We start from the raw sequence: 24,213 nt of genomic DNA on the forward strand, positions 1-24,213 counted from the left end.
TCCCCAGCAGGGGAGGCGCGCCTTTCACATCTCCAGCAGGAACTTCAGCGCCTCGGTCATGCGGAGCAGGTGATCCGGGCCCACGACGCCGAGGCGGCGGGTGAACCGCTGCTGCGACACGGACTTGACGTCCTCGACCTTGGCGAAGCTCGTCTCGCGCAGGCCGGTGCCACCGGGGGCGAGCTCGACGTGGGAGGGCAGGCCGCGGCGGGTCCTCGTGACGGGGACGACGATCGACAGGCCCGCGCGACTGCGGTTGAGGCGATCCGCGGACACGACCACCGCCGGCCGGCGCAGCCCCTGCTCATGCCCGATCGGCTCGCCGAAGTCGACCATCCACACCTCGCCGCGGCGAGGGGAGATCACCCGAGGTCGTCCCGCAACGCCGGCGACTCGGCCGAACGCTCGGCCACGACGACGCCCCAGCTGTCCGGATCGCCGGCGAGCTGGTCGTAGCCCTGCTCGAAGCCACGCCAGAACAGCTCGCGCTCGTAGGCCTCGACGGCCTCGTCGATGATGGTCTGCATCTGCTGGCCGGTGGACGCGGCCATGGCCGCGACCCGCTGCCGCGTCCTGTCGCTCACGCGCACCGTGGTACTCATGATCGCCAGTCTACAATTGGGTTGACTGGGCTGTCGACCCTCCGGTATGCGCGCATCGCTCGACCGTGATGCGGGCGGCCGTGGCTCAGGCGTGCGCTCCCGGTCGCCACAGCACGTCACCCTGCGGGTTGGCCACCCGGGCGAGGATGAACAGCAGGTCCGAGAGCCGGTTGAGGTACTGGGCGGGCAGCGGGCCGGTGCGCTCGGCGTCGGCATCCAGCAGGACCCAGACGGAACGTTCCGCCCGGCGGGCCACCGTGCGGGCGGTGTGCAGCAGCGCGGCACCCGGGGTGCCACCCGGCAGGATGAACGAGTCGAGCTTCGGCAGGTCGGCGTTGAAGCGGTCACACGCCTCCTCCAGCCGCTCGACGTAGGCGTTCGTGATCCGCAGCGGCGGATAGGCGGGCTCGGGCGTCACGGGCGTGCACAGGTCCGCGCCGACGTCGAACAGGTCGTTCTGGACCTGGTCGAGCACGGCGCGCACGTCCTCGGCCAGCCCGCCGAGGGCGAGCGCCACCCCGATCGCGGCGTTCGCCTCATCGACGTCGGCGTAGGCGGCCAGCCTCGGGTCGGTCTTCGCCACCCGGGACATGTCGCCGAGCGCGGTCGTACCGTCGTCGCCGGTCCGCGTGTAGATCCGAGTGAGGTGCACCGCCATGCGCCCACTCTACGAACCCCGACGATCAGGCGCCCGTCCCCGCGCGGCTGGAGCGGGGATTCGGGCCGCTTCGGTACCCCTCCGCGCCCGCTTTGCCCGTACAGAAGCGGCCCCAAGCCGCTCAGCCCGGTCGCCGGGAGCGGCGGGGCGGTCAGAGGCGGGCGTAGAGCATGGTGGCGTCGTCGCTGCGGGTGAAGCGGGGGTGACGCACGCAGGCGGGATCGGCGTGTTCGGCGGCGCGCAGCCGGTCCAGCAGGTCGGCGTCCCGACCGGCGGCGATCTCGTCGAGCAGCGCGTCCTCATCGGCGACCAGGCCGAACGGGCAGAGCGCCCGGGCGAACCCGTCGGACATCACGACCAGCTCGGTGCCCGCGGGGACCGGAACCGAGGCGACGAAGGCGTGCTCGGCGGCGGCCGGCACATCGGCGAGAACCCACAGACCGGCCGCCGTGTTGCGCCGCGCCCGGCGCTCGCGACTGCGGGCGCGGGCGCGGCCGTACGCCTCGACCGGATCGGTCCCCCGGTCGAGCTCGGCGCCGATCTCGCGCAGCAGCGCCTCCTCGACGCCGTCGAACTGCGGATCACCGAAGACGACCGGCGCCGCACCGGGACGCCGCAGCACCACCGGGCTGTCGCCCAGCAGACACAGTTCGAGCTCCCGCCCCGAGAGCCGGGCGAGACTCAGCGTGGCGGTGGGGAAGGCGCCGGGACCAAGGCCGGCGCGCCGTCCCTCGATCCGGAGGTGGTCGATGAGTCTGCGCACCACCGCCCGAAGCGGTTCGCCCGCCCAGGGCGCCCCGGCCAGAAACGCATCGGCCGTCGAGGACAGCCAGGCGGCCGGGGAGCGGCCGTCGACCTGCGCCTCGCCACCCAGCGGCGTCGCGCCGTCGATCACCCAGAGCGCGCCCTCGCGAGCCCCGGCGGCGTCCTCATTGTCCGCCTTGCCCGGCCGACTGATGGAGCGCAGCACCCGCACTCGTCGGCCCCCCACCAGTCATGACGAAGCCCGCCGACACAAGTATCACCCCGACGATCGCCGGCACGAGCCGACGCCGTGCCGATCCACCGTCGGAGGCGCCCACCAACAGGACGTGGAAACCCCAGAAGACCAGCAGCGCGACACCGCCGGCGAGGGTTAGCAGTCCCGCCGCCGGTTGGGCTGGCTGGCCCGCCGCGATATTGGCCGCCGTGGTGATGAAGGCAATCACGGCGGCGAGCAGGCCCATGACCTCCAGGACCTGGCCGCGGACCTGGCGCAGCTCCTGTACGGCGGCTTCCTGCCGGGCGGCGAGTCGCTCGCCCTCCTGAGCGAAGTGAATGCGTGCCCGGATGAGCTGGTAGTCGCCCACCCGCAAAGCGTATTCCGGCCCGGTGCTGTCCTCGTCCTCGATTGCCCGGGCGATGCTGGCGCGGGCGGCGGCGAACGCGCCCCGCAGGGTGGCGATCCGCGCGTGGGTTGCGTGATAGCGGGCGTACTGACCTTCGCTGAGGGCTATCGCCTGTCTGATATAGCGCTCGGCGTCGAGCAGCTGGCGTCGCTCCTGGTCCGGCTCGCGTTCGTACCGGTCCGCGATGATCTGGGCGGCCAGGTGAAGAACTCCTGGGACCCCGGGTAACCGCTCGACCGCCTCGACCGCGAAGATCAGCGCGGCATCAAGGTTCGCCGGGTCGTCGTCCAGCGTCGCGTAGTACTCGGCCTGGAGGAAGAAGTACATCGGGTGTTGACCGAAGCTGGACTGATACCGGTCGGTGTTCGCCCGATGCCGTCGATAGTCCTTCCGTCGCCAAGCGCGTGCCTGTAGGCAGTAGAAGGCGTTGAACCGGGTCTGTTCGGCCAGCTCGGCATCTTCGGCGATAGTGGTCAGGGCCTCGTCGGTCGCGTCGGGCTGGGCGAGCAGGATGCGTGCTGCCGAGCCGAAGCCTGGAGGGTCTCGGCCGGGAGCCCCGACAACCGTTCAGACAGCGTTCCGGTCACCCCGACTGCCGGGTGGCAAAGAGTACGTTCCGCGCATGCATTCAGTGAGCGTAGCCGGCGTGGTACTTCATGAGAACGGGACGATTCTTGGGATTCGGCGTCGGGACACCGGCGACTGGCAGATTCCAGGGGGAGTGCTTGAGCGGGGTGAGACGCTCCACCAGGGACTGTGTCGGGAGATCGCGGAAGAGACCGGGGCGGCGGTCCGGCCCGTCCGGCTGACCGGGGTCTACCTGAACCTCCCGCGCGATGTCGTCGCCATGGTCTTTACTCTGTGCGTGGGCTGGCGGGGTGCTCCAGGCCAGTACGGAGGAGTCGCGGGAGGTCCGCTGACTCACGGTGGACGAGGTCGATGCCACGTTCGTGCCGGCGTTCGCGGTGCGGGTGACGGATGCCCTGGCCGGGCGGGATGAGCCGTGGGTACGCACGCACGATGGTGTGTCCGTGCTCGACGCGGACGCTGTGGGATGAAGTCGGCGCGCACGGTGATGACGGTCAATAGGGTGGGGGTCGGTGAAGATCTTCACGCCAGGACCTAGCATCGAGGTCCGTGGAGCGCTTCGTCGTGACAGGTGGCACCCGGCTGATCGGCGAGGTCGCCGTGCCGGGTGCGAAGAACTCTGTCCTCAAACTGATGGCCGCGAGCCTGCTGGCCGCCGGTCGCACGACCCTGACCGCGGTTCCCGACATCCTCGACGTCGCTGTGATGGGCGACGTGCTTGCGGGGCTCGGCGTGTCCATGGCGCGCGACGTGCCGGGCGGTTGGCTGAGCCTCGACGTCCCGGACGAGCCCGGCGCCGCGGCCGACGGTGACCTCGTGCGCCGGATCCGGGCGTCGGTGGCGGTCCTCGGCCCGCTGGTGGCCCGGTGCGGGGAGGCTCGCGTGGCGCTGCCCGGTGGGGACGCGATCGGGTCGCGGGCGCTGGACCTGCACGTCAACGGGCTGGCCAAGCTCGGGGCGGTCATCGACATCGAGGGCGGCGTGCTGGTCGCCCGCAACGCGGGGCGACTGCAGGGCGCGACGATCTGGCTGGACTTCCCCAGCGTCGGTGCCACGGAGAACCTGCTGATGGCCGGGGTGCTCGCCAAGGGCACGACCGTGATCGACAACGCGGCCCGGGAGCCGGAGATCGCCGACCTGTGCGCGATGCTCACCGCGATGGGGGCCCGGATCGACGGTGCGGGCTCCTCCACGCTGGTGATCGACGGCGTGGACGCGCTCACTCCGGTCGAGCACCGGACGGTGCCGGACCGCATCGTCGCCGGTACGTACGCGGTGGGGGCGCTGATGACCGGCGGCGACGTGATGATCCGTGACGGCCGGGCCGGCCATCTCGGGATCGTGCTGGAGAAGCTGACGCAGGCCGGTGCGGAGATCGACGTCCTGCCGGACGGCTTCCGCGTGGTCGGCCGGGAGCGGCCGCGGTCGATCGACGTGGTGACCCTGCCGTACCCCGGTTTTCCGACGGACCTGCTGCCGCAGATCATCGCGTTGGAGTCGATCAGCTCCGGGACCTCGCTGATCACCGAGAACGTCTTCGACAGCCGCTTCGTGTTCTGCCGGGAGCTGCACAAGCTCGGCGCGGACCTGCGCACGGACGGCCATCACGTCGTCGTGCGGCCGGCGCAGCGCCTCACGGGCGGTCGGGTGATGGCCTCCGACGTGCGCGCGGGGGCGGCCCTGGTGCTTGCCGGTCTGGTCGCGGACGGCGAGACCGAGGTGACCGACGTGCACCACATCGACCGGGGTTATGCCAGCTTCGTCGAGAGCCTCACGGCGCTCGGCGCGGACATCCGCCGGGTCACCACCGACCGGGCGGCCTAGGCACCGGCGAGCGCGTGGGCGGCCCGGTCCGCGTCGGAGTCGAACACCAGCACGTGCCGGCGGCGCCGCGGCCGGGACACGATGTTGCCGGCGGCGTCGATGTGCAGCGGCACCATCGCCAGCGCCCAGGTGGACCGGATGCCCTGGGCGCGCAGCGCCGCCTGGGCGAGGCTCACCTCTGCCGCCGTGTCGACGACGGCGACCGCGACGAGCAGCCCGAAGTCGAGGTCGAACACGACCCCGCTGGGCAGTGCCCGCCCGGGCAGGCTCGCCCAGCGGGCGGCGACGATCAGCCCGACCACGGCCATCAGCGCGATGACCGGTTCGATGACGTATTCCGCCGTGACCACGGCTGAAAGACACCTCCCGCCTCGCGACCCCCCGCGTTTGTCATCCATGTTCATCGTCGCAGAAATCGGCGGCCCGGCCACCGCGTTCTCGCCACGACTGCGCCACGGAATTCGGCTGACGAAACATCCGGACGTCGCGGCTGCGATCATTCAGGTACCCGGCCCCGACACCTGCGGCCGACGGACAACAGTTCGGACGAGGCAGACGGTGCCTCACGACCACTCGCGTGATCGACGCGGGCTGGGCGAAAGTACCGGCGCCCGTCGCGGGCGGCCCGGGGACGGGAGATCACCATGAACGACGACGGTGGCACGCATGTCCGCTGTCTGCCGGCGACCGGGCGGGGCGGCGCGGGCGCGGCGGTCCGGCTGGTCGGTCAGGTGGACGTGCGCACGGTGGGCACCCTGCGGTCCCTGCTGCACGCCGCGATCGACGGCGGGACCGGCCCGCTGCGGGTCGATGTCGCCGGGCTGGAACTCGGCGACCACGCGGCGCTCGCGGTGCTGTTCGGTGGCACGCGCCGGGCGCGCGCGGCGGGCCGGACGATGGTGTTCGTCGACGAGCCGAGGGCGCTGGGCCGGATGTGCGCCGCCGATCGGCGTGGCCGCCTGCGCAGCGGCAGGGAGGGCCCGGATCTGGCCGCGGTGGGACAGGTGTGAGGGCGGCATCGCGCTGGGTGGGTGGGCGCCGGACATTCGAGCGCAACGCACTGAAACGAGCGCGTTGCGTCACCCGTGGCGCGCCCGCGCGCCACCCGGCCGTGCGATGCGGCATGCTTGCGGGTACGTGCTGATCGGGTACTGCATTTCGGGTGACGGCCCGGCTGGCGGCATGGTGGCTGGCGGCATGGTGGCTGGCGGCATGGTGGCTGGCGGCATGGTGGCTGGCGGCATGGTGGCTGGCGGCATGGTGCCTGGCGAACGGAGGCGTGCAGGACGTGGAGGTGCCCGCGCGGGTGGATATCGCCGGTGAACGCAGTGCGCGTCCCGTGGGCCTGCTCGGGACGCGCGAGCTGCCGTTGATCGCCGTGGTCGCGGCGTTCCTCGTCGCGGTCCTGCTCGGTGTGGGCATCGGGTACGCCACCGCGGACCGGGGCACCGGGTTGGGCGGAACTGCCGCGGCGGACGTGCCGGTACCCGAGCTGTCGCCCGCGCAGCGGCCGGCACCCTGGACGGCGAACCGCGTGCCCGGCGCGGCGAACCAGATGCTGGTGACCGCCGAGCCGGACCCGGCGGCGCTGCGCCTGGCCCTGCAGTGGGCGGTCGCCGACCAGCTCAAGGCGGCCAACAGCGCCAGCAAGGTCACCGCCCAGAACGTCACGGTCGTGAAGAACATGCTGTACTTCGGGGCCGTCGAGGGCGTGGACGCCGCTCACGACGTGTACTGGGCGATAGGCCGCATCGAGGTCGGGGGCACTGCCACCCCGACGGCGGACACGTATGTGTGGCGCCGGGTGGGCGCCGCTCCGTGGACGATCGTGAGCCACGGCCCGGGAGCCTGCGGTAACAACAACGTCCCGGCCGGGATGCTCGCGGTCTTCGGGGGCCCGCCGCAACCCTGCGGCGCGTGATCCCCGGTCGCCGGGCGCGCCCGGCGGGGCGGAGCTAGTCTCACTGCGATCTGGCATCCAGGGAGGCGGTGGCGATGACCGAGGTGTCCAGCGGCGCGGCGCAGCGGGATCGGGACCGGCCGTGGATCTTCCGGACCTACGCGGGCCATTCCAGCGCGGCGCAGAGCAACGCGCTGTACCGGCGCAACCTCGCGAAGGGCCAGACGGGCCTGTCGGTGGCGTTCGACCTGCCGACCCAGACCGGCTACGACCCCGACCACCCGCTGGCCCGCGGCGAGGTCGGCCGGGTCGGCGTGCCGATCGCGCATGTCGGGGACATGCGCCAGCTGTTCGACGGCATTCCGCTGGACCGGATGAACACGTCGATGACAATCAATGCGACGGCGATGTGGCTGCTCGCGCTCTACCAGGTCGTCGCGCAGGAGCAGGGGGCCGATCCGGCGGCGCTGGCCGGCACGACGCAGAACGACATCATCAAGGAGTACCTCTCCCGCGGGACGTACGTCTTCCCGCCCGGGCCGTCGTTGCGGCTGGTCACCGACCTGATCGCCTACACGGTGGCGGAACTGCCCCGCTGGAACCCGATCAACATCTGCAGCTACCACCTGCAGGAGGCCGGGGCGACGCCGGTGCAGGAGCTCGCCTTCTCGATCTGCTCGGCGATCGCCGTGCTCGACGCCGTCGCCGCCGCCCCGGCGCCGGCCGGGGGGAACGCGCCCGCGCGGAGCATGGCGGACATCTGTGCCCGCATCTCCTTCTTCGTCAACGCGGGGGAGCGTTTCGTCGAGGAGATGTGCAAGATGCGGGCGTTCGTGCGGCTGTGGGACGACCTGCTGGTCAGCCGGTACGGGGTGGACGACCCGGCGGCGCGGCGCTTCCGCTACGGCGTGCAGGTCAACTCGCTCGGCCTGACCGAGGCCCAGCCCGAGAACAACATCATCCGGATCGTGCTGGAGACCCTCGGCGTCACGCTGTCGAAGAACGCGCGGTGCCGGGCGCTGCAGCTACCGGCCTGGAACGAGGCGCTGGGCCTGCCCCGGCCCTGGGACCAGCAGTGGTCGCTGCGGATCCAGCAGATCCTCGCCTACGAGACCGACCTGCTGGAGCACGAGGACCTGTTCGCCGGTTCCGTCGTCGTCGAGAAGCGGGTCGACGAGCTGGTCGGCCAGGCCCGGGAGGAGATCGACCGGGTGCAGGCGATGGGCGGCGCGGTGGCCGCGGTCGAAAGCGGCTACCTCAAGTCGGCGCTGGTGTCCGCGCAGGCCGAGCGCCGGGCCCGGATCGAGGGCGGTCAGGACGTCGTCGTCGGCGTGAACCGGTTCGTCGAGACGGAGCCGAACCCACTGCTCGCCGAGCTCGACGCGGCTGTCCAGCCGGTCGACGCGGCGGCCGGGCAGGCCGCGGTCGACGCGCTCGCGGGCTGGCGGGCGCGGCGCGACCCGGCGGCCGTCCGCGAGGCGCTCGCGCGGCTGCGGGCCACCGCCGCGACGACGGCGAACCTGGTACCCCCGACGCTGGCCTGTGTGCGGGCCGGGGTGACCACGGGGGAGTGGGCGGACACCCTGCGGGAGGTCTTCGGTGAGTTCCGGGCACCGACCGGGGTGAGCGGCGCGGCGGGCGCCACGGCCGGCACCGGGTCCGGCGAGCTGCGGGACCTCGTCGCGCGCACCCGGGCGGAACTGGGCCGGCCGGTGAAGCTGCTGATCGGCAAGCCCGGCCTCGACGGGCATTCCAACGGCGCGGAGCAGATCGCCGTGCGTGCCCGGGACGCCGGATTCGAGGTCGTCTACCAGGGCATCCGGCTGACCCCGGCGCAGATCGTGGCGGCTGCGGTGGAGGAGGACGTCCATCTGGTCGGGCTGTCGATTCTCTCCGGCGCGCATCTCGACCTGGTGCCCGACGTGCTCGACGGGTTGCGGGCCGCCGGCGCCCAGGAGATACCCGTGGTCGTCGGCGGGATCATCCCGCCGGCCGACGCGCGGCGGCTCGAAGAGCTCGGCGTCGCCGGCATCTTCACTCCTCGCGACTACGCGCTGGACGCCATAATCCGTGACATTCTACGCGTCGTACGGTCGAGGCATGGTCTTGACCACGGCTGACCCGGTTCCCGCACCGACCCTGGACGACGCGATCGCCTTCGCTACCCGGATCCACGCCGGGCAGGTCGACAAGGCTGGTGACGAGTACATCGGCCATCCGCTGCGGGTCATGGCGACCGTCGCCCGCACCGCCGGGCCGGCCGGCGTCGACCCGCTGGCCGCCCGGTTCGCCGCGATCCTGCACGACGTCGTCGAGGACAGCGACACCACCATCGCCGACCTGACCGCGGCCGGCTACCCCGCACGGGTCGTGGCCGCGGTGGACGCGCTGTCCCACCGGCCCGACGAGTCGACGCGGGACTACCTGGCCAGGGTCGCGGCGGATCCGCTGGCCGTGGTCGTGAAGCTGGCCGACATGCAGGACAACTCCAATCCGAGCCGCCTGGGCCGCCTCGACGCCGAGCAGTCCGCGCGGCTCGCCGCCCGCTACGTCGACCGGCGCGCGCTGCTGGACGACCTCGTCCTTGACCGGGAGATCCAAGGCCGGAAGATCCAGGGTCGGTAGATCCAGGGTCGGGAGATCCAGGCCCGGCCGGCGGCACCCGGCGGTGCCGAGGCGCAGTGATCGCCGGGAGCCACCGCCCGGCGGGGAGACGGAGTGCCAGCGCCTGACCCGCGACCGGAACGAGTTGTTGCATGGAGATCCGGGCCGGTCCGGGAGATGGACCACCCGGTGGGCCCGCCGCCTGGTCGGAGGGGGACGGACCGCCCGCGATACCGTGACCGCATGCGGCTCGTCATTGCTCGGTGCAGTGTGGACTATGTGGGGCGGCTCACCGCCCATCTGCCGAGCGCGGTGCGACTGCTGCTCGTCAAGGCGGACGGATCGGTGTCGATCCACGCCGACGGCCGGGCGTACAAGCCGCTGAACTGGATGAGTCCGCCGTGCGTCATCGCCGAGGAAGAGGGCGTCTGGCGGGTGACGAACAAGGCCGCGGAGCAGCTCGTCATCACCGTCGAGGAGATCCTGCACGACTCGTCGCACGAGCTCGGGGTCGACCCGGGGCTGCGCAAGGACGGCGTCGAGGCCCATCTCCAGGTCCTGCTCGCGGATCGGCCGGACGCGATCGCGCCGGGCCTGAGCCTGGTGCGCCGCGAGTACGAGACCGGCATCGGACCGGTGGACCTGCTCTGCCGGGACAGTGACGGCGCCACGGTCGCCGTCGAGATCAAGCGGAAGGGCGAGATCGACGGGGTCGAGCAGCTGACCCGCTACCTCGCCCGCCTGGAGGACGACCCGGCCCTGCCGCATCCGGTGCGGGGAATCCTCGCCGCCCAGTCCATCACCCCGCAGGCGCGGCTGCTGGCCGCTGACCGCGGCCTGGGCTGTGCCACCGTCGACTACGACGAACTACGCGGCCTGGAACCGTCCATTCCGACCCTGTTCTGAGGGTTTCGGCGGTTTTCCGGGGGGCGTGGGGAAGGCGTCGGGCGGCGCGCTTCCGACAGGCCGTCAGGTCTTTCCGGCGCGTTTTCCTGATACCTGGTGCACTAATTCCGGCGCCCAGGCCAGCCGGATCTGGTGGTGAATAGCCGGGTCGAACCAGGTGATTGCGGGCCGGATACCACCGCGGCCGATCTCGGGCCGGCTCGTGGAAACACTGCGAGAATCGGCGCGTCCGCGGTTCGCCTCCGACCGCCCCGCGTGCGCGACCACGCGGCCGGCGATGACGTGCAGGAGCGTGGCATGGCCGAGTCCGCCCAGCAGCACGGGTCCGCCCAGCAGCACGGGTCTTCGCAGCAGCACGGGTCCTCTCCGCAGCACGAGTCCCCCCACCAGCACGAGTCTCGCCAGCAACGTGCGCACGGTGGTGCCGGCGGCCGGCGGATCGCCGTGGTCGGCCTCGGCACGATGGGCGCCGGGATCGTCGAAGCCCTCGCCCGCCATGACCTCGCCGTGGTCGGAGTGGAACGGGACTTCGAATCCCTGCGCCGGGCCCGCGCGCGCCTGGCGCACTCCCTGGACCGGGCGCAGGGCCACGGCCAGCTCGATCCACCGGCCCGCGAGGACCTGCTCGCCCGCCTCGACCTGGGCACCGACCTGGCCGCCGTCGCCGACTGCGACCTGGTGATCGAGGCGATCGACGAGCGGATGGACGCCAAGGCGGCCCTGCTCGCACGGCTGGACACCCTCTGCCCGCCGGCGACCGTGCTGGTGACGAACACCAGCTCGCTGTCGGTGACCGAGCTCGCGGCGGGGACCGGCCGGCCCGCCCGGGTACTGGGCATGCACTGGTTCAATCCGGCGCCGGTGATGCGCCTGGTCGAGGTCGTGCGCACGGTGGTGACCGATCCCGACGCCCTCGCGGCCGTGGTGTCGCTGGCCGAGGCGGCCGGCAAGACCGCCGTCGTCGCGGCGGACCGGGCTGGGTTCATCGTGAACGCGCTGCTGTTCGGCTACCTCAACAACGCCGTGCGGATGGTCGAGTCCCGCTTCGCCACCCAGGAGGACGTCGACGCGGCGATGCGGCTGGGCTGCGGGCATCCGATGGGTCCGCTGGCCCTGCTCGACCTGATCGGCCTGGACGCGGCGCAGGCGATCCTGGCGTCGATGTACGAGCAGACCGGCGACCGTCGGCACGCCCCGGCACCGCTGCTCGGCCAGCTCGTCGCCGCCGGCCTGCTGGGACGCAAGGCGGGCCGCGGCTTCTACACCTACGCGGCGCCGGATTCCGGCGAGGTGGTCGCCACCGGGGCAAGGGTCGCCACCGGGGCCGCGGCGGCGGCCGGGGGAGCGGGCAGCGGCGAGGCGGGGCCGCCGGTGCGGACGGTGGGCGTGGTCGGCAGCGGCACGATGGCGCTGGGGATCGCGGAGGTCCTCGCCCGATCGGGCCACGAGGTCGTCGTGCGGGCCCGGCGCCCGGACGCCGCCGACGGGGTGCGGGCGCGGGTGCAGGCGTCGCTGGACGCGGCGGTCGCGAAGGGCCGGCTCTCGGAGCGGGATCGCGACGGCGCGGTGAGCCGGCTGCGGGCCACCACCGACCTCGGCGATCTCGGCACCTGCGATCTCGTCCTCGAGGCCGTCGTCGAGGATCTGGCGGTCAAGCGTGAGCTGTTCACCGACCTCGACAAGGTGGCCCGGGCGGGCGCGATCCTCGCGACCACCACGTCGTCGCTACCCGTCATCGACTGCGCCATGGCGACCAGCCGGCCCGCGGACGTCGTCGGCATGCACTGGTTCAACCCCGCGCCGGCGATGCGCCTCGTCGAGATCGTGCCGACCGTGCTGACCGGAGCGCCTGCGATCGCGGCGGTGCTCGGACTGGCCCGCGCGGCCGGGCGGCATCCGGTGCGCTGCGCCGACCGGGCCGGGTTCATCGTCAACGCGCTGCTGTTCCCGTACCTCAACGACGCCGTGCGGATGGTGGAGGCGAACTACGCGACCATCGACGACATCGACACGGCGATGACCGTCGGCTGCGGTCATCCACTGGGCCCGTTCGCCCTCGCCGACGTGGTCGGCCTCGACGTGACGCTGGCGATCACCCGTTCCCTGTACGAGCAGTTCCGTGAGCCCGCCTACGTTCCCGCCCCGCTGCTGGAGCACCTCGTCCGGGCCGGCTTCCTCGGTCGTAAGGCCGGACGGGGTTTCCGCGAGCATCCTCGGCGCTGACCGTCGCGCCAGATCATCAGTGGTCGCGCCGTCCCGGTCCGATCGGCTGGCCTACTACAATGTCAGCGGTTGGCGGGAAGAGTCGGCGCACGGCGCACGGCGCACGGCGCGGGTGCCGGCGTCCGGCGGGAAGGTCCGACTGGTGGCGGATGCGGGAGGCGACTCGGCGGCATGGTGACGCTCGACAAGGACACTGCGCGAGCGCTGGGCCGGGAGATCGCGATGTTCGTTCCCGATCTTGTGCTCATGCTGCGTCGGGTGGTGGCCGATCCGCGGGTGCCCCATTCGGCGAAGGTGGAGGCCGCCGCGGCGCTGGCCTACCTGGCCTCGCCGAAGAACCGGTTGACGAACATGATCCCGGTCGTCGGCCAGCTGGACGATGTCGCCATCGTGGCCTTCGCGTTCCGTCGCCTCGTCGTCGGTGCCGGCGAGCCGATCCTGCGTGAGCACTGGCGGGGCAGTGACCGCGGGTTTCAGGTGTTGATCGGCGCTTCGTCGGCGCTCGCCAGCCCGGCGGGAGCGGTGCGCAAGGCGAAGCTTGCCCGGTCCCTCGTCACGGCCGGCCTGGACCGGTTCCGGGGCGTGACGTCCACGCCCGCCGGGCCGGCGGGCGACCCCGACCGGATCGTCGACGGCGAGGTGCTGGGCCGGGCCGACGTGGCCAGCGCGAGCGACGCGGGCACGGCCGACGGGCGGGAGCGGGGGGCGCGGCGGGGGCGCTCCGGCCGGCCGGGTGGATTCTCGCGCGGGAAGTGACCCGCCGGGCGCGCCGCCGCCCCGAGCGGCCGCGAATCTGGTGGACGCCGGATCCGGTCGTGCGGCTGCGGGACGGCGAATGGACGGTGCGCCCGCTCAGCGGGGCCGCGTCGACGAAGGTCTACCGGTGTCCCGGGTGTGATCATGAGATCAACCCGGGAACGCCCCATCTGGTCGTGTGGCCGCCCGACCGGGTCGACAACCGCCGGCACTGGCACCGGCCATGTTGGGACCGGCGCTGCCGGGCGGCCCGGCTCCCGCCGGACGCGGGCTGACCGCGAGCCGGCGCCGCGATGCCGATCAGACCCCGCGCACGCTGGCGCTGGCGGGCGCCGGCAGCGCGGCCGTCGGTTCGGCGGTGATTGCCCGGTGTTCTGGCGCGGCCTCGATGGAGGCGATCGAGGCGCTGGCGGCGGTGAGCTTGTCGCGCAGCGCGCCGAGCTGCGTGGTGACCTGGTCACGCAGCGTGGAGAGCTGCGTGTTCACCTGCTCGCGCTGGCGTTCCAGGTCGGCCAGGCGCCGCTTGGACTCGTCCTCGGCCGTCGCCGCCGTGGACCGGGCGATCTCCACGATCCGCTCGGCCTCGCCGCGGGCGGTGGACACGATCGAGGCGGCCTGCCCGTCGGCGTCGCGCAGGGTCTTCTCTCGCGCGGCCTCCGCCTCGGTGACGATCCGGCGGGCCTCCTCGAGCTGCGCCTCCGCCTCGCGGGTTCGTTCGGCGCGGACGGTGGCCGCCTCCTCCTCGGCGAGCTGGAGGATCTGCGTCACCCGGCCGCCGAACTCCTCCCACGCGGGGCGGTTGGCGGCCAGGTCGTCACGGACGCGCGCCGCCTCGCTGGCTGCCTCCGACGCGGCGGCCTCGGCCGCCGCCCGGTGGGCCTCGGCCTCGCGCAGCTGCTCGACGAGCCAGTTGACATGGTGGGTTACCTGATTGGGGTCGTAGCCACGGCGCACCAGATCAAAGGCTGGGGGCCCATCGGTCTCGCCGGCCATCGGGATGAGATCGGTGTGTTCGGTCATAGGACCTCAGCATCCCAGACCGCCTGGGCGTTCGTGCCGCCAGCCGGCCTTCGGGCTCGTCGCGATTTCCCTGGCTACACGCCGCGGAAACGGTTGATTGCGGCCAGGTGACGGGCTCGCAACGCAGTGTCGCGTACACCCAGCCCCTCGGCCGGCGCGAGACAGAGTACCCCGACCTTGCCCTGGTGTGTGTTGCTGTGCACATCGAAGGCGGCCTGGCCCGTCTCGGTAAGCCGGTACACCCGGGAGAGGGTGGGGTGGATCGCCCCCCGGGCGATGAGCCGGTTGGCCTCCCATGCCTCCCGGTAGTTGGCGAAGTGCGAGCCGACGATCCGCTTGAGGTTCATCCACAGATGGCGGTTGTCGTACTCGTGCAGGAAGCCGCTCGTCGACGCGCAGGTCGCGATGGTCCCGCCGCGGCGGGTGACGTAGATCGAGGCACCGAACGTCTCCCGGCCGGGGTGCTCGAAGACGATGTCGGGATCGTCACCGCCGGTGAGCTCGCGGATGCGTTGGCCGAACCGCTTCCACTCCTTCGGGTCCTGGGTGTGCTCGTCGCGCCAGAACCGGTAGTCCTCGGCCGCCCGGTCGATGATCAGCTCGGCGCCGAGGGACCGACAGATCTCCGCCTTGCGCGGCGAGGAGACCACGCAGACCGGGATCGCGCCGCCGTGCAGCGCCAGCTGGGTCGCGTACGAGCCCAGTCCGCCGGAGGCGCCCCAGACGAGCACGACGTCGCCCTGCTTCATCCCCGCGCCGTTCGCCGACACGAGCTGGCGGTAGGCGGTGCAGTTGACCAGACCGGGTACCGCGGCCTCCTCCCAGGTGAGATGGGTGGGTTTGGGCATGAGCTGGTTGGCCTTGACGAGGGCGAGTTCGGCCAGGCCACCGAAGTTCGTCTCGAAACCCCAGATCCGTTGCTCCGGATCCAGCATCGTGTCGTTGTGACCGTCCGCGCGTTCCAGTTCGACCGACAGGCAGTGCGCCACCACCTCGTCCCCGGGGGACCAGACATGCACGCCCGGCCCTGTCCGCAGCACGACTCCGGCAAGATCGGACCCCACGACGTGGTAAGGCTGGTCATGTCGGGCGGCGAGGGCGGACGTCCGGCCGTACCGAGACAGAAAGCCGAACGTCGGCACCGGCTCGAAGATCGACGTCCACACCGTGTTGTAGTTCACCGAGGAGGCCATGACCGCGACAAGCGCCTCCCCGGGGCCGACCTCGGGCGTGGGCACCTCGTCGACGTGCAGCGAGCGGCGCGGGTCCTTCTCCCGCGACGGCGTCCCGTCGAACATTCCGATCTCGCCGCGGCGCACCACCACGCCGCGGTAGGACTCGGGTATCTCGAACCCGGCGAACTCCGCCCGCCGGGCATCGGACGGCGGGTTCGCGGCGATGATCGCCTCGACGATCTCCTTCACGGTCGACCTCCGGCGGTGTGGGTGTGGGTGTGGCGGGACGTACTGCAGCGGGAGTTGCCAATGGGTCCAGTGGTGTCGCGGGATGTGGGGGCTGTCTGTTTCGTGCGCGACGCGATAGAACGTTCGGGACAACTTCGAGGGCGAGGCCCGCGTCCAACGTGGTGTGACCGTGCCCATGACAGTCGTGGAGGGGTGGCGGCCCGTGCCTGCGCGGAGCGACGCCGCCCGTAGCGACGTCGCGCGGGACGCGGATGCCGCCCTGACCGCCTTGTACTCCGAGCACTACCGGTCACTGGTGCGTCTCGCCGCGCTGCTGCTGGATGACGTCGGCCTGTGTGAAGAGGTCGTCCAGGACGCCTATATCCGGGTTCACGGGGCCTGGGGTCGCCTGCAGGACCGGGACAAGGCCCTGGCCTACCTTCGCCAGACGGTCGTCAATCTCGCACGTTCCACGCTGCGTCGTCGACTCGTGGCTCTCAAGCACGCCCCCAAGCCGATGCCCGATGCGGCCAGCGCGGAGGAGGGGGCCTACTCTCTGGTCGAGCGGGCCGCCGTCATCCAGGCACTGCGGGAGCTGCCGAGGCGCCAGCGGGAGGCGGTCGTCCTGCGCTACTACGCCGACATGTCCGAGGCGGACGCGGCGGCCGTGATGGGGTGCAGCGTCGGCTCGGTGAAGGCGTACACGTCCCGAGGGTTGTCCGCGTTGAGCGGCAAGCTGGAGGGCCTGCGGTGAGTGCGCTGGAACCCGACGAGCTCGCCCGCCTGCTGAGCGAGGCGGTCGAGCCCGTTCGGCCCTCTCCGGATGCCTACCGGCGCATCCAGGCCGGGGTCGCCCGCCGCCGTCGGTGGCGCCTGCCGGTCTTCACCGTCGGCGGAATGGTGATGGCCGTGCTCATCGGGCTGGCCGTGGTGGCGATCCGGCCGAGCCCCTCCAACCAGGTCGTCGAGCCCGCGGCGCCGCCGGTGATGCCCACCTACTACACCGAACCGTCGAGCACCGGCGCAGTGCAGGTCCCCGGCGGATCGAGTCAGGGCGGCGGCTCCGGCGGCGGTTCGGGGTCGGCCACCCACCTGCCGACGAACCCGGCGACGCCGCGCAGCTCGGCCCCGGCGACCACGCCCGCGACGCCGACCATCAGCCCGTCCCGGCCCGCTGCCTCGGCGTCCGCGGGGCCGGGCGGCCTCGACAGCCCGCAGCTTCCGACGCCGGCGGCGAAGCCCGCGGGGGTGAACGACATCGATGGTGACGGCCATCCCGACACCGTCGGCGTGGCCACCGACGGCACCACCCTGCAGATCGGGTTCTCCCGGGACAACCAGGTCGCGAAGATCCCCCTGACCTCCATCAGCACCCCGCTCAACAGCGCGGTCGTCGACATCGACGGCGACGGCTTCGGTGAGCTGCTGGTGCAGACCGGGGCGAGTAACGGGGTCAGGAGCTACGCCCTGCTGCGCTACGTCAGCCTCGACCAGGTCGTCCTGGTGGCCCTGCCAGACGGTCTCGCCCTCTCCGCCGGCGTCCACGGCAACGTGGCCAGCGGCTTCCGCTGCGGCGACCGCACCCTGCAGATCGCCGCGGGCACGTCCACCGACGGCAGCCAGTTCACCGTGACGACCACCACGCTCGACCTGACCGCGGACGGCCTGTCCCCGGGCGACACCGCCTCCAGCGCCGTGCGACTGCCCTCGGACACCTCGCCCTTCGTCGCCTCCTGCGGAGCCCTGTCCTGAGCCGGAGCGGGCACCGGCAGGAAGATCAGGTTATCCTCGTCGTCGAGGGGCGACGACGAGGAGGCAGCCATGCCAGGTTCCGTGATCGTGGGCGGCGCGCGAACACCGATCGGGAAGCTGTCCGGAGCGCTGAAGAGCTTCTCCGCGGCTGACCTGGGTGGTTTCGCGATCAGGGCCGCGCTGGAGCGGTCCGGGCTCGGTGGCGACCAGATCGACTATGTGATCATGGGTCACGCGCTCCAGGCCGGTGCGGGTCCGAACGCGGCCCGCAAGGCCGCGGTCAACGGCGGCATTCCGATGGGCGTGCCGGCCATCGCGATCAACAAGCTGTGCCTGTCCGGCCTCGACGCGATCGCCCTCGCCGACACCTACATCGCCGCCGGCGAGTTCGACCTCGTCGTCGCGGGCGGCATGGAGTCGATGACCGCGGCGCCGCACCTGCTGCGCTCGCTGCGCGGCGGGGTGAAGTACGGCGACACGGGCGTCGTCGACACCATCGACGCCGACGGTCTGGTCTGCGCGTTCGACCAGGTCTCCATGGGGGCCAGCACCGACCGGCACAACGGCCGCCTCGGCATCGAGCGGGCCGCGCAGGACGAGTTCGCCGCTCGTTCGCACCAGCGGGCCGCCGCCGCCGCCAAGAACGGCCTGTTCGACGACGAGATCGTGCCCGTCACCGTGCCGCAGCGGCGCGGTGAGCCGCTGGTGATCAGCGCCGACGAGGGGGTGCGCGCCGACACGACCGTCGAGAGCCTGTCCCGGCTGCGCGCCGCCTTCGGCAAGGACGGCACCATCACCGCCGGCTCCGCCTCGCAGCTCTCCGACGGCGCCGCCGCGGTCGTCGTGGCCAGCCGGGCCAAGGCCGAGGAGCTCGGCCTGCCGATCCTCGCCGAGGTCGGCCACCACGGCTTCGTCGCCGGCCCGGACGCGACGCTGCACTCCCAGCCGTCGAACGCCATCCTCGCCGCGCTGGCCAAGGAGGGGCTCACCCCCGCCGACCTCGACCTCGTGGAGATCAACGAGGCGTTCGCCGCGGTGTCGATCCAGTCGCTGCGGGAACTCGGGATCAGCGCGGACATCGTCAACGTCAACGGCGGCGCGATCGCCATCGGCCACCCGCTCGGCGCCTCCGGCGCGCGGGTCGCACTGACCCTGGTCAAGGAGCTGGCCCGGCGCGGCGGCGGGATCGGTGCCGCCGGTCTGTGCGGCGGCGGCGGCCAGGGCGACGCTCTGGTGCTGCGCGTCCCGGCCTGATCGCCCCGCGCCCGGTGGATGGCAGCGCGGTGGATGCCAGTCCGGTGGCTGGCAGTCCGGCCGCGGGCGGGCGGTGCGACGAGCTGGCGCGGCTGGTTGCCGGGGCGGTCGGCGGTGAGCGTCTCGCCGTGGCCCGGCTGCTGTCCCTGGTCGAGAACGCCCCCGCCCGCTGGCAGGCGATCGGTGCCGCCCTGGCGCCGCACAGCGGTGCCGCCGAGGTCGTCGGGCTCACGGGTGCCCCGGGCGTCGGCAAGTCGACCACCACGAGCGCGCTGGTACGGGCCTACCGGGACGCCGGGCGCCGCGTCGGCGTGCTCGCCGTCGACCCGTCCTCCCCGCTCAGCGGCGGCGCGCTGCTCGGGGACCGGGTGCGGATGACCGAGCACGCCGGTGACCCCGGCGTCTTCGTCCGCTCCCTCGCCAGCCGGGGCAGCCTCGGCGGGCTCGCCATCGCCGCCGCGCAGGCGCTGCGCGTCCTGGACGCCGCCGGGTTCGATCTGATCATCGTCGAGACGATCGGCGTCGGCCAGGCGGAGATCGACATCGCCTCGCTCGCGGACACCACCTGCGTGCTGCTCGCCCCCGGCGCCGGCGACGGCGTGCAGGCGGTCAAGGCCGGCCTGCTGGAGATCGCCGACGTGCTGGTGGTGAACAAGGTCGACCAGCCCGGCGCCGAACGCACCGTCACGGACCTGACCGCGATGACCCGGATGCGCGACGACGACCGGCGGCCGGCCGTCGTCCGGCTCGCCGCCGCCCACGGGCAGGGCGTCGACGACCTGGTCGAGCGGATCGCCGAGCACCGCCGCCACCTTGTCGCGACCGGCGGGCTGGACCGCCGGCGGCTCACCCGGGCGGCCGACGAGATCCGCGGCCTGACCCTGCACGCCGTGCGGGAGCGCCTCGCCGCCCCGGAGCACCAGGCCCGGCTGGCCGAGCTCGCCCGCGCGGCCACCGCCGGTACCGTCGACCCGTGGTCGGCCGCCCGCCGGCTGCTGGCCGAGATGGCGACGGCGCCCGGCGAACCACCGGCGACTCGCTGACCCCGGCGGAGCTGAGCCGCTGGAGGACCCCGGCGGAACCGACACCGGCGGAGAGGAGCTGACGATGGTCCGACTCGACGATCCGGACGTCCCCGCCGGCGATCTGATCGCCGCGCTCGGCCTGGTACCGCATCCCGAGGGCGGCTGGTACCGGCGGACATGGGCCAGCCCCGATCTCATCGACGCGCACGGCGGCCGTCGGCCCGTGATGACGTCCATCCTGTTCCTGCTGCCCCCGGGAGAGATTTCCCGGTGGCATCGGGTGGCCTCCGCGGAGATCTGGCTCTGGCAGGGCGGCGGCGGGCTGGAGCTCACCCTCGGCGGCGCGGGCGAGCGGCCGGTGCCGGGGGAGATCGCCCTGCTCGGCCCGGACGCCTCCGGCAGCGAGGTGCCGCAGGTCGTCGTGCCGGCCGGGCAGTGGCAGACCGCGGTGCCCACCGGCGGGCGGGCGGTCCTCGTCGGCTGCGTCGTCGCGCCCGGCTTCGACTTCGCCGACTTCGAACTGCTCGATGAGTCCGCCCCGCCGGACTGACCCCTGCTGGCGGGGCGAGGGTCGTCGCCGGCCGGTTGGGATGACCGGGCGTGATCGGCCTGGTCGATCAGGGCCCTGGGTCGCCATGGTCGCTCTGTACGGCCAAACCGGACCCGGAAACCATACAGAGGAACCAACGTGACCCGGGAAGGGCCGTGGGCGCGGCGCTAGGCCGGGTCCGGCCGATCATGGCGGGGGCATGCGGCCAGCCGACAGCGCGGCTGGCCGTTCCGTGTGGGCAAACCGGACGCCGTGCCCCTGGAGCGACCAGCTGGAAGCGTGCGCGGTCCCTCTAGCGGGGTGCTGACGCGACGACGGTCAGGGCGGTCGTGGCCGCGGTCAGGCTCGCCGGGACCAGCGGAAGGTCGAGGACGTCGAGCGCCCCGGCGCGGCGCAGCCCGGCGCGCTCCTGCGGATCGGCGTCCTCGGTGAGGACGAGCGCGGGGATCGCGGCCGCGGTCGGGTCCGCGGCGAGCTCGGCGAGCAGCTCCGGTGCGGTCGCGTCCGGCAGCTCGTGGTCGAGCAGGACGAACGCCGGGCGGGCCCGGCGGACCGCGTCGAGGGCGAGGCCGGCGCGCGGAACGGTGACGGTGTCGGCGCCGAGGGTCTCGGCCAGCGTCTGCGCGACGGCCGAGCGCACGGCGGGGTCGCCGCTGACGTGCACGACCCGCAGGCCCTCCGGTGCCGGGCGCCGGGCCGACGCACCCAGGCCCGCCCCGCCCGCGGTGCCTTCGCCCGGACCGCCGGCGTGCGCGGCACCGCCGAACCCGGGACCGTGGCCGGAGAGGTGGGTGGGACCAGCCGCCGAGGGGCCACCGGTGCCGTAGCCGTGGTAGCTGCCGTAGCCGCCCGACCGGTGGGCTCCGGCGTCGTAACCGGTGACGCGGTAGGAGCCGTTGAGGTGGTCGTCGAAGCCGTCATCGTCGTCGGCATCGGGATCCTCGAACCGCATGTCGACGGCGTCGAGGATCACGGCGAACACGCTGCCCACGCCGTGCCGGCTGGCGACCGTGAGCACGCCGCCCATCGCCGTCACCAGGGCGTGGGACAGCGCGAGGCCGAGGCCGCTGCCCTCGATGCCGCTGCGCTCGGCGCCGAGCCGTTCGAACGGGCGGAACAACCGGTCGATGGCCCGCGGCGACAGGCCCACGCCGTCGTCCTCGACCTCGATGCGGATGCGGGAGCCGGTGATCGGGACGATGCCGACGCGCACGCAGCCGCCCTCCCGGCCGTACTTCAACGCGTTGCCGACCAGGTTCAGCAGCACCTGCCACAGCCGGCGGCGGTCCGCGTCGGCGACCAGCGGCGCCGCCGGGCTGATCACCCGGCGGATGCTGCGCTGGGCGGCGAGCGGCTCGACCAGCTCCACCACGCCCGTGACGATGTCGAGGACGTTCACCGGGCCCTTGTTGATGTCGCCGCGCCCCGCCCGCAGCCGGGCCAGGTCCAGCACGTCGTCGATGAGCGCCTGCATGTGCCGGCCGCCGGTGATGATCCGCTCGACGTCGTCGTGCAGGTCGGGGGTGAGCGGTTCGAGTTCCAGCAGCTGGGCGAAGCCGAGCATCGCGTTGAGCGGGGTGCGCAGCTCGTGGCCGAGGCGTGCGATCAGTTCGTCCTTGGCCCGCGACTCGGTCTCGGCGATCTCCCGGGCGCGCTGGTCGGAGGTGTCCCGGGCGATGACGACCAGGCCGCCGCCGTCGGGATCACGCCGCACCGTGACCTGGTGGGGGGCCGTGATCCCGGCCAGGGTGACCAGCCCGACCGAGCCCCGCCACAGCCCCGCCTGGGCCAGGCCCGCAGCGACCGCGTCGGACAGGGCCACCCGCAGGGCGGGGTCGACCACCTCGAGAAGGTCGCGTAGATGGGGGCGGCGCGGCACCCGCTCGCCGAGGAACTCGCGCGCGGTGGCGCCCATGTCGGTGACATGGCCGTCCGCGCCGGCGATCAGTGCCAGATCCGTCAGCGCATCCAGCAACGTGCGTGGCCCCACCTACGCCTCGTCATCCGTTTTCTTCCACCCCACGGCGGGCAATGGTAGGGCGTGCCGTCAGAGCCCGTTGTCCCGGGTTTGCGTTGCCGCCCGGACGGCGTGCCACCGGCGACTTCTGGTGACATGTCAACAGCTTACCGACCCTCCGGATTTGCCGGTGTAGCGGGAGTGAGGCGCGCCGTCGGGACCGTGGCTGGCAGGGGCCCTGGCGTGGTACGTCTGACCGCATGCTGGTTGCCTTCAGTGTCACCCCCATCGGAGCCGGCGAGGGCGTCGCCGAACTCGTCGCCGAGGCGGTCCGCGTGGTGCGGGCCAGCGGCCTGCCACACGAGACGAACGCCATGTTCACCACCGTCGAGGGCGAGTGGGACGAGGTGATGGACGTCGTGCGCCGGGCGACCGAGGCGGTCTCCGCCCGCTCGGGCCGGGTCAGCCTCGTGCTCAAGGCGGACCTGCGTCCCGGCGCCACCGACGCGCTGCACACCAAGGTGGAGCGGGTCGACCGCCTCCTGGACGGCGACTGACGGCCGGTCCGGCGAAACACCCGTGGTCCGGTAGGGGTTACTACGGGCCCGGAAAAGTCGTCTGCCGGCGCGTCCGTGGGGTCAGCCGGATGTCACCATGGAGGCATGCAACGAAGGCCACCAGTCCCATCCGGATTGCCGCGAGGTGCGGGAGGCCCGGGAGGTCCCGGGCGCCTGCCCGACAGCCTCGGCGGCCTGCGTCTGGCCGGCGCGGTCCCGTTGGACCCCAAGCCGGCGACCCCGCCCCCGCCGGCGGGTCCCGCCCCCGCCGCGAACGGCGCCGCCGGGCCCGCCGCGGGCCCGCTCGTCATCGACGTCACCGAGGCGAGCTTCGCCACCGACGTCGTCAGCCGCTCGATGCAGGTCCCCGTCGTGCTCGACTTCTGGGCCTCCTGGTGCGGCCCGTGCAAGCAGCTCAGCCCCGTGCTGGAGAAGCTGGCCGTGGCGGACGGCGGCAGCTGGATCCTCGCCAAGGTCGACGTGGATGCCAATCCGGGCCTCGCCCAGGCGGCCGGCGTGCAGGGCATCCCCGCGGTGAAGGCGGTCGTCGGCGGGCGCATCATCGGCGAGTTCACCGGCGCGGTGCCCGAGCGTGAGGTGCGTTCCTGGCTCGACCAGCTGCTCGCCATGGTGGCCGAGGCAACGGGCGGGCTGCCGGGCGCCTCGGCGGCCGAGGCGCAGGACCCGCACCTGTCCGCCGCCGAGGCCGCGCTCGCTCGCGGCGACATCGAGACGGCGGCGGAGTCCTACCGGGCCCGGCTCGAGGAGGCGCCGGGAGACCAGGAGGCACTCACCGGACTCGCGCGCGCCGAGCTGCTGCGCCGCGTCAACGCCTTCGACCCGGCGCAGGTCCGCGCCCGGGCCGCGGCGAACCCCGACGATGTCGAGGCCGCGATCGCGGCCGCGGACCTGGGGATCGCCGAGGGCGACAGCGCCGGTGCCCTCGCGGGGCTCGTCGACTTCGTGCGCCGCGCGTCCGGTCCGGAGCGCGACCGTGCCCGCGCCCACCTCGTGGATCTCTTCCAGGCACTCAGCGACGCCGACCCGGCCGTCGGCCCGGCCCGCCGCTCGCTGGCCGCGGCGCTGTTCTGAGTGGACCCGCTCGCGGGGGGGGCGGGGGGGGGGGGGCGCGCGGGGGGGGGGGGGGGGCCCCCCGCCGCCGGGGGGGCCGTGACCGCACGGCACAACGGGTGGAGGCCCGCTGGCCTCGACGACCGTACCGTCGGCGTCGGCGTCGACGCGCTCG

General features: G+C 73.0%; 27 protein-coding genes and 1 pseudogene. 18 read left to right on the forward strand and 10 right to left on the reverse strand.

The annotated features are described in order from the left end of the window. Nucleotides 1-24: 24 nt before the first annotated feature. From MXD60_RS16235 to MXD60_RS16255, 5 genes are all read right to left on the reverse strand, one after another. A complete protein-coding gene (locus MXD60_RS16235) occupies nucleotides 25-366 on the reverse strand; it encodes a type II toxin-antitoxin system PemK/MazF family toxin (protein WP_248820041.1) in 342 nt (113 codons plus the stop codon). Next, a complete protein-coding gene (locus MXD60_RS16240; RefSeq protein ID WP_248820049.1) occupies nucleotides 363-602 on the reverse strand; it encodes a hypothetical protein in 240 nt (79 codons plus the stop codon). The genes MXD60_RS16235 and MXD60_RS16240 overlap by 4 nt, the downstream gene beginning before the upstream one ends. A gap of 85 nt (nucleotides 603-687) precedes the next feature. Next, nucleotides 688-1,260, reverse strand: coding sequence for a cob(I)yrinic acid a,c-diamide adenosyltransferase (locus MXD60_RS16245; protein WP_248820050.1), 573 nt, complete (start codon nucleotides 1,258-1,260; stop codon nucleotides 688-690). A gap of 151 nt (nucleotides 1,261-1,411) precedes the next feature. Next, nucleotides 1,412-2,230, reverse strand: a complete 819-nt coding sequence (locus MXD60_RS16250; protein WP_248820052.1) for a PP2C family serine/threonine-protein phosphatase — start codon at nucleotides 2,228-2,230, stop codon at nucleotides 1,412-1,414. Beyond that, nucleotides 2,190-2,975 carry a hypothetical protein gene (locus MXD60_RS16255; RefSeq protein WP_248820053.1) on the reverse strand — a complete coding sequence of 262 codons (786 nt, stop codon included), beginning with the start codon at nucleotides 2,973-2,975 and terminating at the stop codon, nucleotides 2,190-2,192. The genes MXD60_RS16250 and MXD60_RS16255 overlap by 41 nt, the downstream gene beginning before the upstream one ends. 295 nt (nucleotides 2,976-3,270) lie before the next feature. Here MXD60_RS16255 and MXD60_RS29435 point away from each other — a divergent pair. From MXD60_RS29435 to murA, 3 genes and pseudogenes are all read left to right on the forward strand, one after another. Then, nucleotides 3,271-3,444: pseudogene (locus tag MXD60_RS29435) on the forward strand (NUDIX domain-containing protein); the annotation flags it as partial. Nucleotides 3,445-3,574: 130 nt separating this feature from the next. Continuing rightward, nucleotides 3,575-3,706 (forward strand): hypothetical protein, encoded by a 132-nt coding sequence (locus MXD60_RS29440; protein ID WP_308222508.1) that lies wholly within the window; start codon nucleotides 3,575-3,577, stop codon nucleotides 3,704-3,706. Between the two features lie 79 nt (nucleotides 3,707-3,785). Beyond that, nucleotides 3,786-5,060: a UDP-N-acetylglucosamine 1-carboxyvinyltransferase gene (murA, locus tag MXD60_RS16265; RefSeq protein WP_248820055.1), complete on the forward strand. Its 1,275-nt coding sequence runs from the start codon at nucleotides 3,786-3,788 to the stop codon at nucleotides 5,058-5,060. On the opposite strand, the gene MXD60_RS16270 is transcribed toward murA, so the two are convergent. Further along, the gene (locus MXD60_RS16270) at nucleotides 5,057-5,410 is read right to left on the reverse strand and encodes a hypothetical protein (protein WP_248820056.1); all 354 of its coding nucleotides are present in this window, start codon (nucleotides 5,408-5,410) and stop codon (nucleotides 5,057-5,059) included. The two genes, murA and MXD60_RS16270, sit on opposite strands and share 4 nt — an antisense overlap. 294 nt (nucleotides 5,411-5,704) lie before the next feature. On the opposite strand from MXD60_RS16270, the gene MXD60_RS16275 reads away from it, so the two are divergent. The 5 genes from MXD60_RS16275 to nucS all read left to right on the forward strand — a co-directional run bounded on the left by MXD60_RS16275 (nucleotide 5,705) and on the right by nucS (nucleotide 10,470). After that, complete coding sequence (locus tag MXD60_RS16275) at nucleotides 5,705-6,070, forward strand: STAS domain-containing protein (RefSeq protein WP_248820057.1); 366 nt, start codon at nucleotides 5,705-5,707, stop codon at nucleotides 6,068-6,070. A 152-nt stretch (nucleotides 6,071-6,222) separates the two neighbouring features. After that, nucleotides 6,223-6,981, forward strand: coding sequence for a hypothetical protein (locus MXD60_RS16280; RefSeq protein WP_248820059.1), 759 nt, complete (start codon nucleotides 6,223-6,225; stop codon nucleotides 6,979-6,981). A 74-nt stretch (nucleotides 6,982-7,055) separates the two neighbouring features. Continuing rightward, on the forward strand, nucleotides 7,056-9,080 hold the full coding sequence (locus MXD60_RS16285; RefSeq protein ID WP_248820065.1) for an ethylmalonyl-CoA mutase: 2,025 nt from the start codon (nucleotides 7,056-7,058) through the stop codon (nucleotides 9,078-9,080). Continuing rightward, the gene (locus MXD60_RS16290; protein ID WP_248820066.1) at nucleotides 9,061-9,585 is read left to right on the forward strand and encodes an HD domain-containing protein; all 525 of its coding nucleotides are present in this window, start codon (nucleotides 9,061-9,063) and stop codon (nucleotides 9,583-9,585) included. Before MXD60_RS16285 ends, MXD60_RS16290 begins: the two co-directional genes overlap by 20 nt. Before the next feature lie 222 nt (nucleotides 9,586-9,807). Then, on the forward strand, nucleotides 9,808-10,470 hold the full coding sequence (nucS, locus tag MXD60_RS16295) for an endonuclease NucS (protein WP_248820068.1): 663 nt from the start codon (nucleotides 9,808-9,810) through the stop codon (nucleotides 10,468-10,470). Nucleotides 10,471-10,533: 63 nt separating this feature from the next. Here nucS and MXD60_RS16300 read toward each other — a convergent pair whose 3' ends face one another. Then, on the reverse strand, nucleotides 10,534-10,968 hold the full coding sequence (locus MXD60_RS16300) for a hypothetical protein (RefSeq protein WP_248820070.1): 435 nt from the start codon (nucleotides 10,966-10,968) through the stop codon (nucleotides 10,534-10,536). Between MXD60_RS16300 and MXD60_RS16305 the strand changes: the two genes are divergently transcribed. The 3 genes from MXD60_RS16305 to MXD60_RS16315 all read left to right on the forward strand — a co-directional run bounded on the left by MXD60_RS16305 (nucleotide 10,933) and on the right by MXD60_RS16315 (nucleotide 13,724). Beyond that, nucleotides 10,933-12,693, forward strand: coding sequence for a 3-hydroxyacyl-CoA dehydrogenase family protein (locus MXD60_RS16305; RefSeq protein WP_248820071.1), 1,761 nt, complete (start codon nucleotides 10,933-10,935; stop codon nucleotides 12,691-12,693). The genes MXD60_RS16300 and MXD60_RS16305 overlap by 36 nt on opposite strands. 171 nt (nucleotides 12,694-12,864) lie before the next feature. Beyond that, the gene (locus MXD60_RS16310) at nucleotides 12,865-13,449 is read left to right on the forward strand and encodes a YkvA family protein (RefSeq protein WP_248820072.1); all 585 of its coding nucleotides are present in this window, start codon (nucleotides 12,865-12,867) and stop codon (nucleotides 13,447-13,449) included. Between the two features lie 35 nt (nucleotides 13,450-13,484). After that, complete coding sequence (locus MXD60_RS16315; RefSeq protein WP_248820084.1) at nucleotides 13,485-13,724, forward strand: Rv1322 family protein; 240 nt, start codon at nucleotides 13,485-13,487, stop codon at nucleotides 13,722-13,724. A 25-nt stretch (nucleotides 13,725-13,749) separates the two neighbouring features. On the opposite strand, the gene MXD60_RS16320 is transcribed toward MXD60_RS16315, so the two are convergent. Continuing rightward, the gene (locus MXD60_RS16320; RefSeq protein ID WP_248820073.1) at nucleotides 13,750-14,469 is read right to left on the reverse strand and encodes an ATP synthase subunit B family protein; all 720 of its coding nucleotides are present in this window, start codon (nucleotides 14,467-14,469) and stop codon (nucleotides 13,750-13,752) included. A 74-nt stretch (nucleotides 14,470-14,543) separates the two neighbouring features. After that, on the reverse strand, nucleotides 14,544-15,893 hold the full coding sequence (gene ccrA / locus MXD60_RS16325; RefSeq protein ID WP_248820074.1) for a crotonyl-CoA carboxylase/reductase: 1,350 nt from the start codon (nucleotides 15,891-15,893) through the stop codon (nucleotides 14,544-14,546). A gap of 175 nt (nucleotides 15,894-16,068) precedes the next feature. Here ccrA and MXD60_RS16330 point away from each other — a divergent pair, with 175 nt between their 5' ends. From MXD60_RS16330 to MXD60_RS16350, 5 genes are all read left to right on the forward strand, one after another. Continuing rightward, the gene (locus tag MXD60_RS16330; protein ID WP_044886710.1) at nucleotides 16,069-16,626 is read left to right on the forward strand and encodes a SigE family RNA polymerase sigma factor; all 558 of its coding nucleotides are present in this window, start codon (nucleotides 16,069-16,071) and stop codon (nucleotides 16,624-16,626) included. Beyond that, nucleotides 16,623-17,624 (forward strand): FG-GAP repeat domain-containing protein, encoded by a 1,002-nt coding sequence (locus MXD60_RS16335; RefSeq protein WP_248820075.1) that lies wholly within the window; start codon nucleotides 16,623-16,625, stop codon nucleotides 17,622-17,624. The genes MXD60_RS16330 and MXD60_RS16335 overlap by 4 nt, the downstream gene beginning before the upstream one ends. 69 nt (nucleotides 17,625-17,693) lie before the next feature. Next, nucleotides 17,694-18,878 carry an acetyl-CoA C-acetyltransferase gene (locus tag MXD60_RS16340; RefSeq protein ID WP_248820076.1) on the forward strand — a complete coding sequence of 395 codons (1,185 nt, stop codon included), beginning with the start codon at nucleotides 17,694-17,696 and terminating at the stop codon, nucleotides 18,876-18,878. Between the two features lie 44 nt (nucleotides 18,879-18,922). Next, complete coding sequence (meaB, locus tag MXD60_RS16345) at nucleotides 18,923-19,921, forward strand: methylmalonyl Co-A mutase-associated GTPase MeaB (protein ID WP_248820077.1); 999 nt, start codon at nucleotides 18,923-18,925, stop codon at nucleotides 19,919-19,921. A 64-nt stretch (nucleotides 19,922-19,985) separates the two neighbouring features. Beyond that, on the forward strand, nucleotides 19,986-20,453 hold the full coding sequence (locus MXD60_RS16350; RefSeq protein WP_248820078.1) for a cupin domain-containing protein: 468 nt from the start codon (nucleotides 19,986-19,988) through the stop codon (nucleotides 20,451-20,453). Nucleotides 20,454-20,745: 292 nt separating this feature from the next. Here the strand turns inward: MXD60_RS16350 and MXD60_RS16355 are convergent, their stop codons facing one another. Then, the gene (locus MXD60_RS16355; RefSeq protein ID WP_248820080.1) at nucleotides 20,746-22,443 is read right to left on the reverse strand and encodes an ATP-binding response regulator; all 1,698 of its coding nucleotides are present in this window, start codon (nucleotides 22,441-22,443) and stop codon (nucleotides 20,746-20,748) included. Nucleotides 22,444-22,670: 227 nt separating this feature from the next. Here MXD60_RS16355 and MXD60_RS16360 point away from each other — a divergent pair, with 227 nt between their 5' ends. Further along, nucleotides 22,671-22,967 (forward strand): MTH1187 family thiamine-binding protein, encoded by a 297-nt coding sequence (locus MXD60_RS16360; RefSeq protein ID WP_248820082.1) that lies wholly within the window; start codon nucleotides 22,671-22,673, stop codon nucleotides 22,965-22,967. A gap of 174 nt (nucleotides 22,968-23,141) precedes the next feature. Continuing rightward, nucleotides 23,142-24,059 carry a tetratricopeptide repeat protein gene (locus MXD60_RS16365; RefSeq protein WP_248820085.1) on the forward strand — a complete coding sequence of 306 codons (918 nt, stop codon included), beginning with the start codon at nucleotides 23,142-23,144 and terminating at the stop codon, nucleotides 24,057-24,059. Nucleotides 24,060-24,213 lie beyond the last annotated feature (154 nt).

This window comes from Frankia sp. AgB32 (assembly GCF_023243045.1).
Lineage (GTDB): Bacteria > Actinomycetota > Actinomycetes > Frankiales > Frankiaceae > Frankia.

Excerpts from the sequence above, each read along its gene's own strand:
- MXD60_RS16240 (WP_248820049.1), bottom strand. The coding sequence starts at position 602 with ATGAGTACCACGGTGCGCGTGAGCGACAGGACGCGGCAGCGGGTCGCG.
- MXD60_RS16245 (WP_248820050.1), bottom strand. The coding sequence starts at position 1,260 with ATGGCGGTGCACCTCACTCGGATCTACACGCGGACCGGCGACGACGGT.
- MXD60_RS16255 (WP_248820053.1), bottom strand. The coding sequence starts at position 2,975 with ATGTACTTCTTCCTCCAGGCCGAGTACTACGCGACGCTGGACGACGAC.
- MXD60_RS16275 (WP_248820057.1), top strand. The coding sequence starts at position 5,705 with ATGAACGACGACGGTGGCACGCATGTCCGCTGTCTGCCGGCGACCGGG.
- MXD60_RS16285 (WP_248820065.1), top strand. The coding sequence starts at position 7,056 with ATGACCGAGGTGTCCAGCGGCGCGGCGCAGCGGGATCGGGACCGGCCG.
- MXD60_RS16290 (WP_248820066.1), top strand. The coding sequence starts at position 9,061 with ATGGTCTTGACCACGGCTGACCCGGTTCCCGCACCGACCCTGGACGAC.
- nucS (WP_248820068.1), top strand. The coding sequence starts at position 9,808 with ATGCGGCTCGTCATTGCTCGGTGCAGTGTGGACTATGTGGGGCGGCTC.
- MXD60_RS16305 (WP_248820071.1), top strand. The coding sequence starts at position 10,933 with ATGGGCGCCGGGATCGTCGAAGCCCTCGCCCGCCATGACCTCGCCGTG.
- MXD60_RS16300 (WP_248820070.1), bottom strand. The coding sequence starts at position 10,968 with ATGGCGGGCGAGGGCTTCGACGATCCCGGCGCCCATCGTGCCGAGGCC.
- MXD60_RS16310 (WP_248820072.1), top strand. The coding sequence starts at position 12,865 with ATGGTGACGCTCGACAAGGACACTGCGCGAGCGCTGGGCCGGGAGATC.
- MXD60_RS16320 (WP_248820073.1), bottom strand. The coding sequence starts at position 14,469 with ATGACCGAACACACCGATCTCATCCCGATGGCCGGCGAGACCGATGGG.
- MXD60_RS16330 (WP_044886710.1), top strand. The coding sequence starts at position 16,069 with ATGACAGTCGTGGAGGGGTGGCGGCCCGTGCCTGCGCGGAGCGACGCC.
- MXD60_RS16340 (WP_248820076.1), top strand. The coding sequence starts at position 17,694 with ATGCCAGGTTCCGTGATCGTGGGCGGCGCGCGAACACCGATCGGGAAG.
- MXD60_RS16350 (WP_248820078.1), top strand. The coding sequence starts at position 19,986 with ATGGTCCGACTCGACGATCCGGACGTCCCCGCCGGCGATCTGATCGCC.
- MXD60_RS16360 (WP_248820082.1), top strand. The coding sequence starts at position 22,671 with ATGCTGGTTGCCTTCAGTGTCACCCCCATCGGAGCCGGCGAGGGCGTC.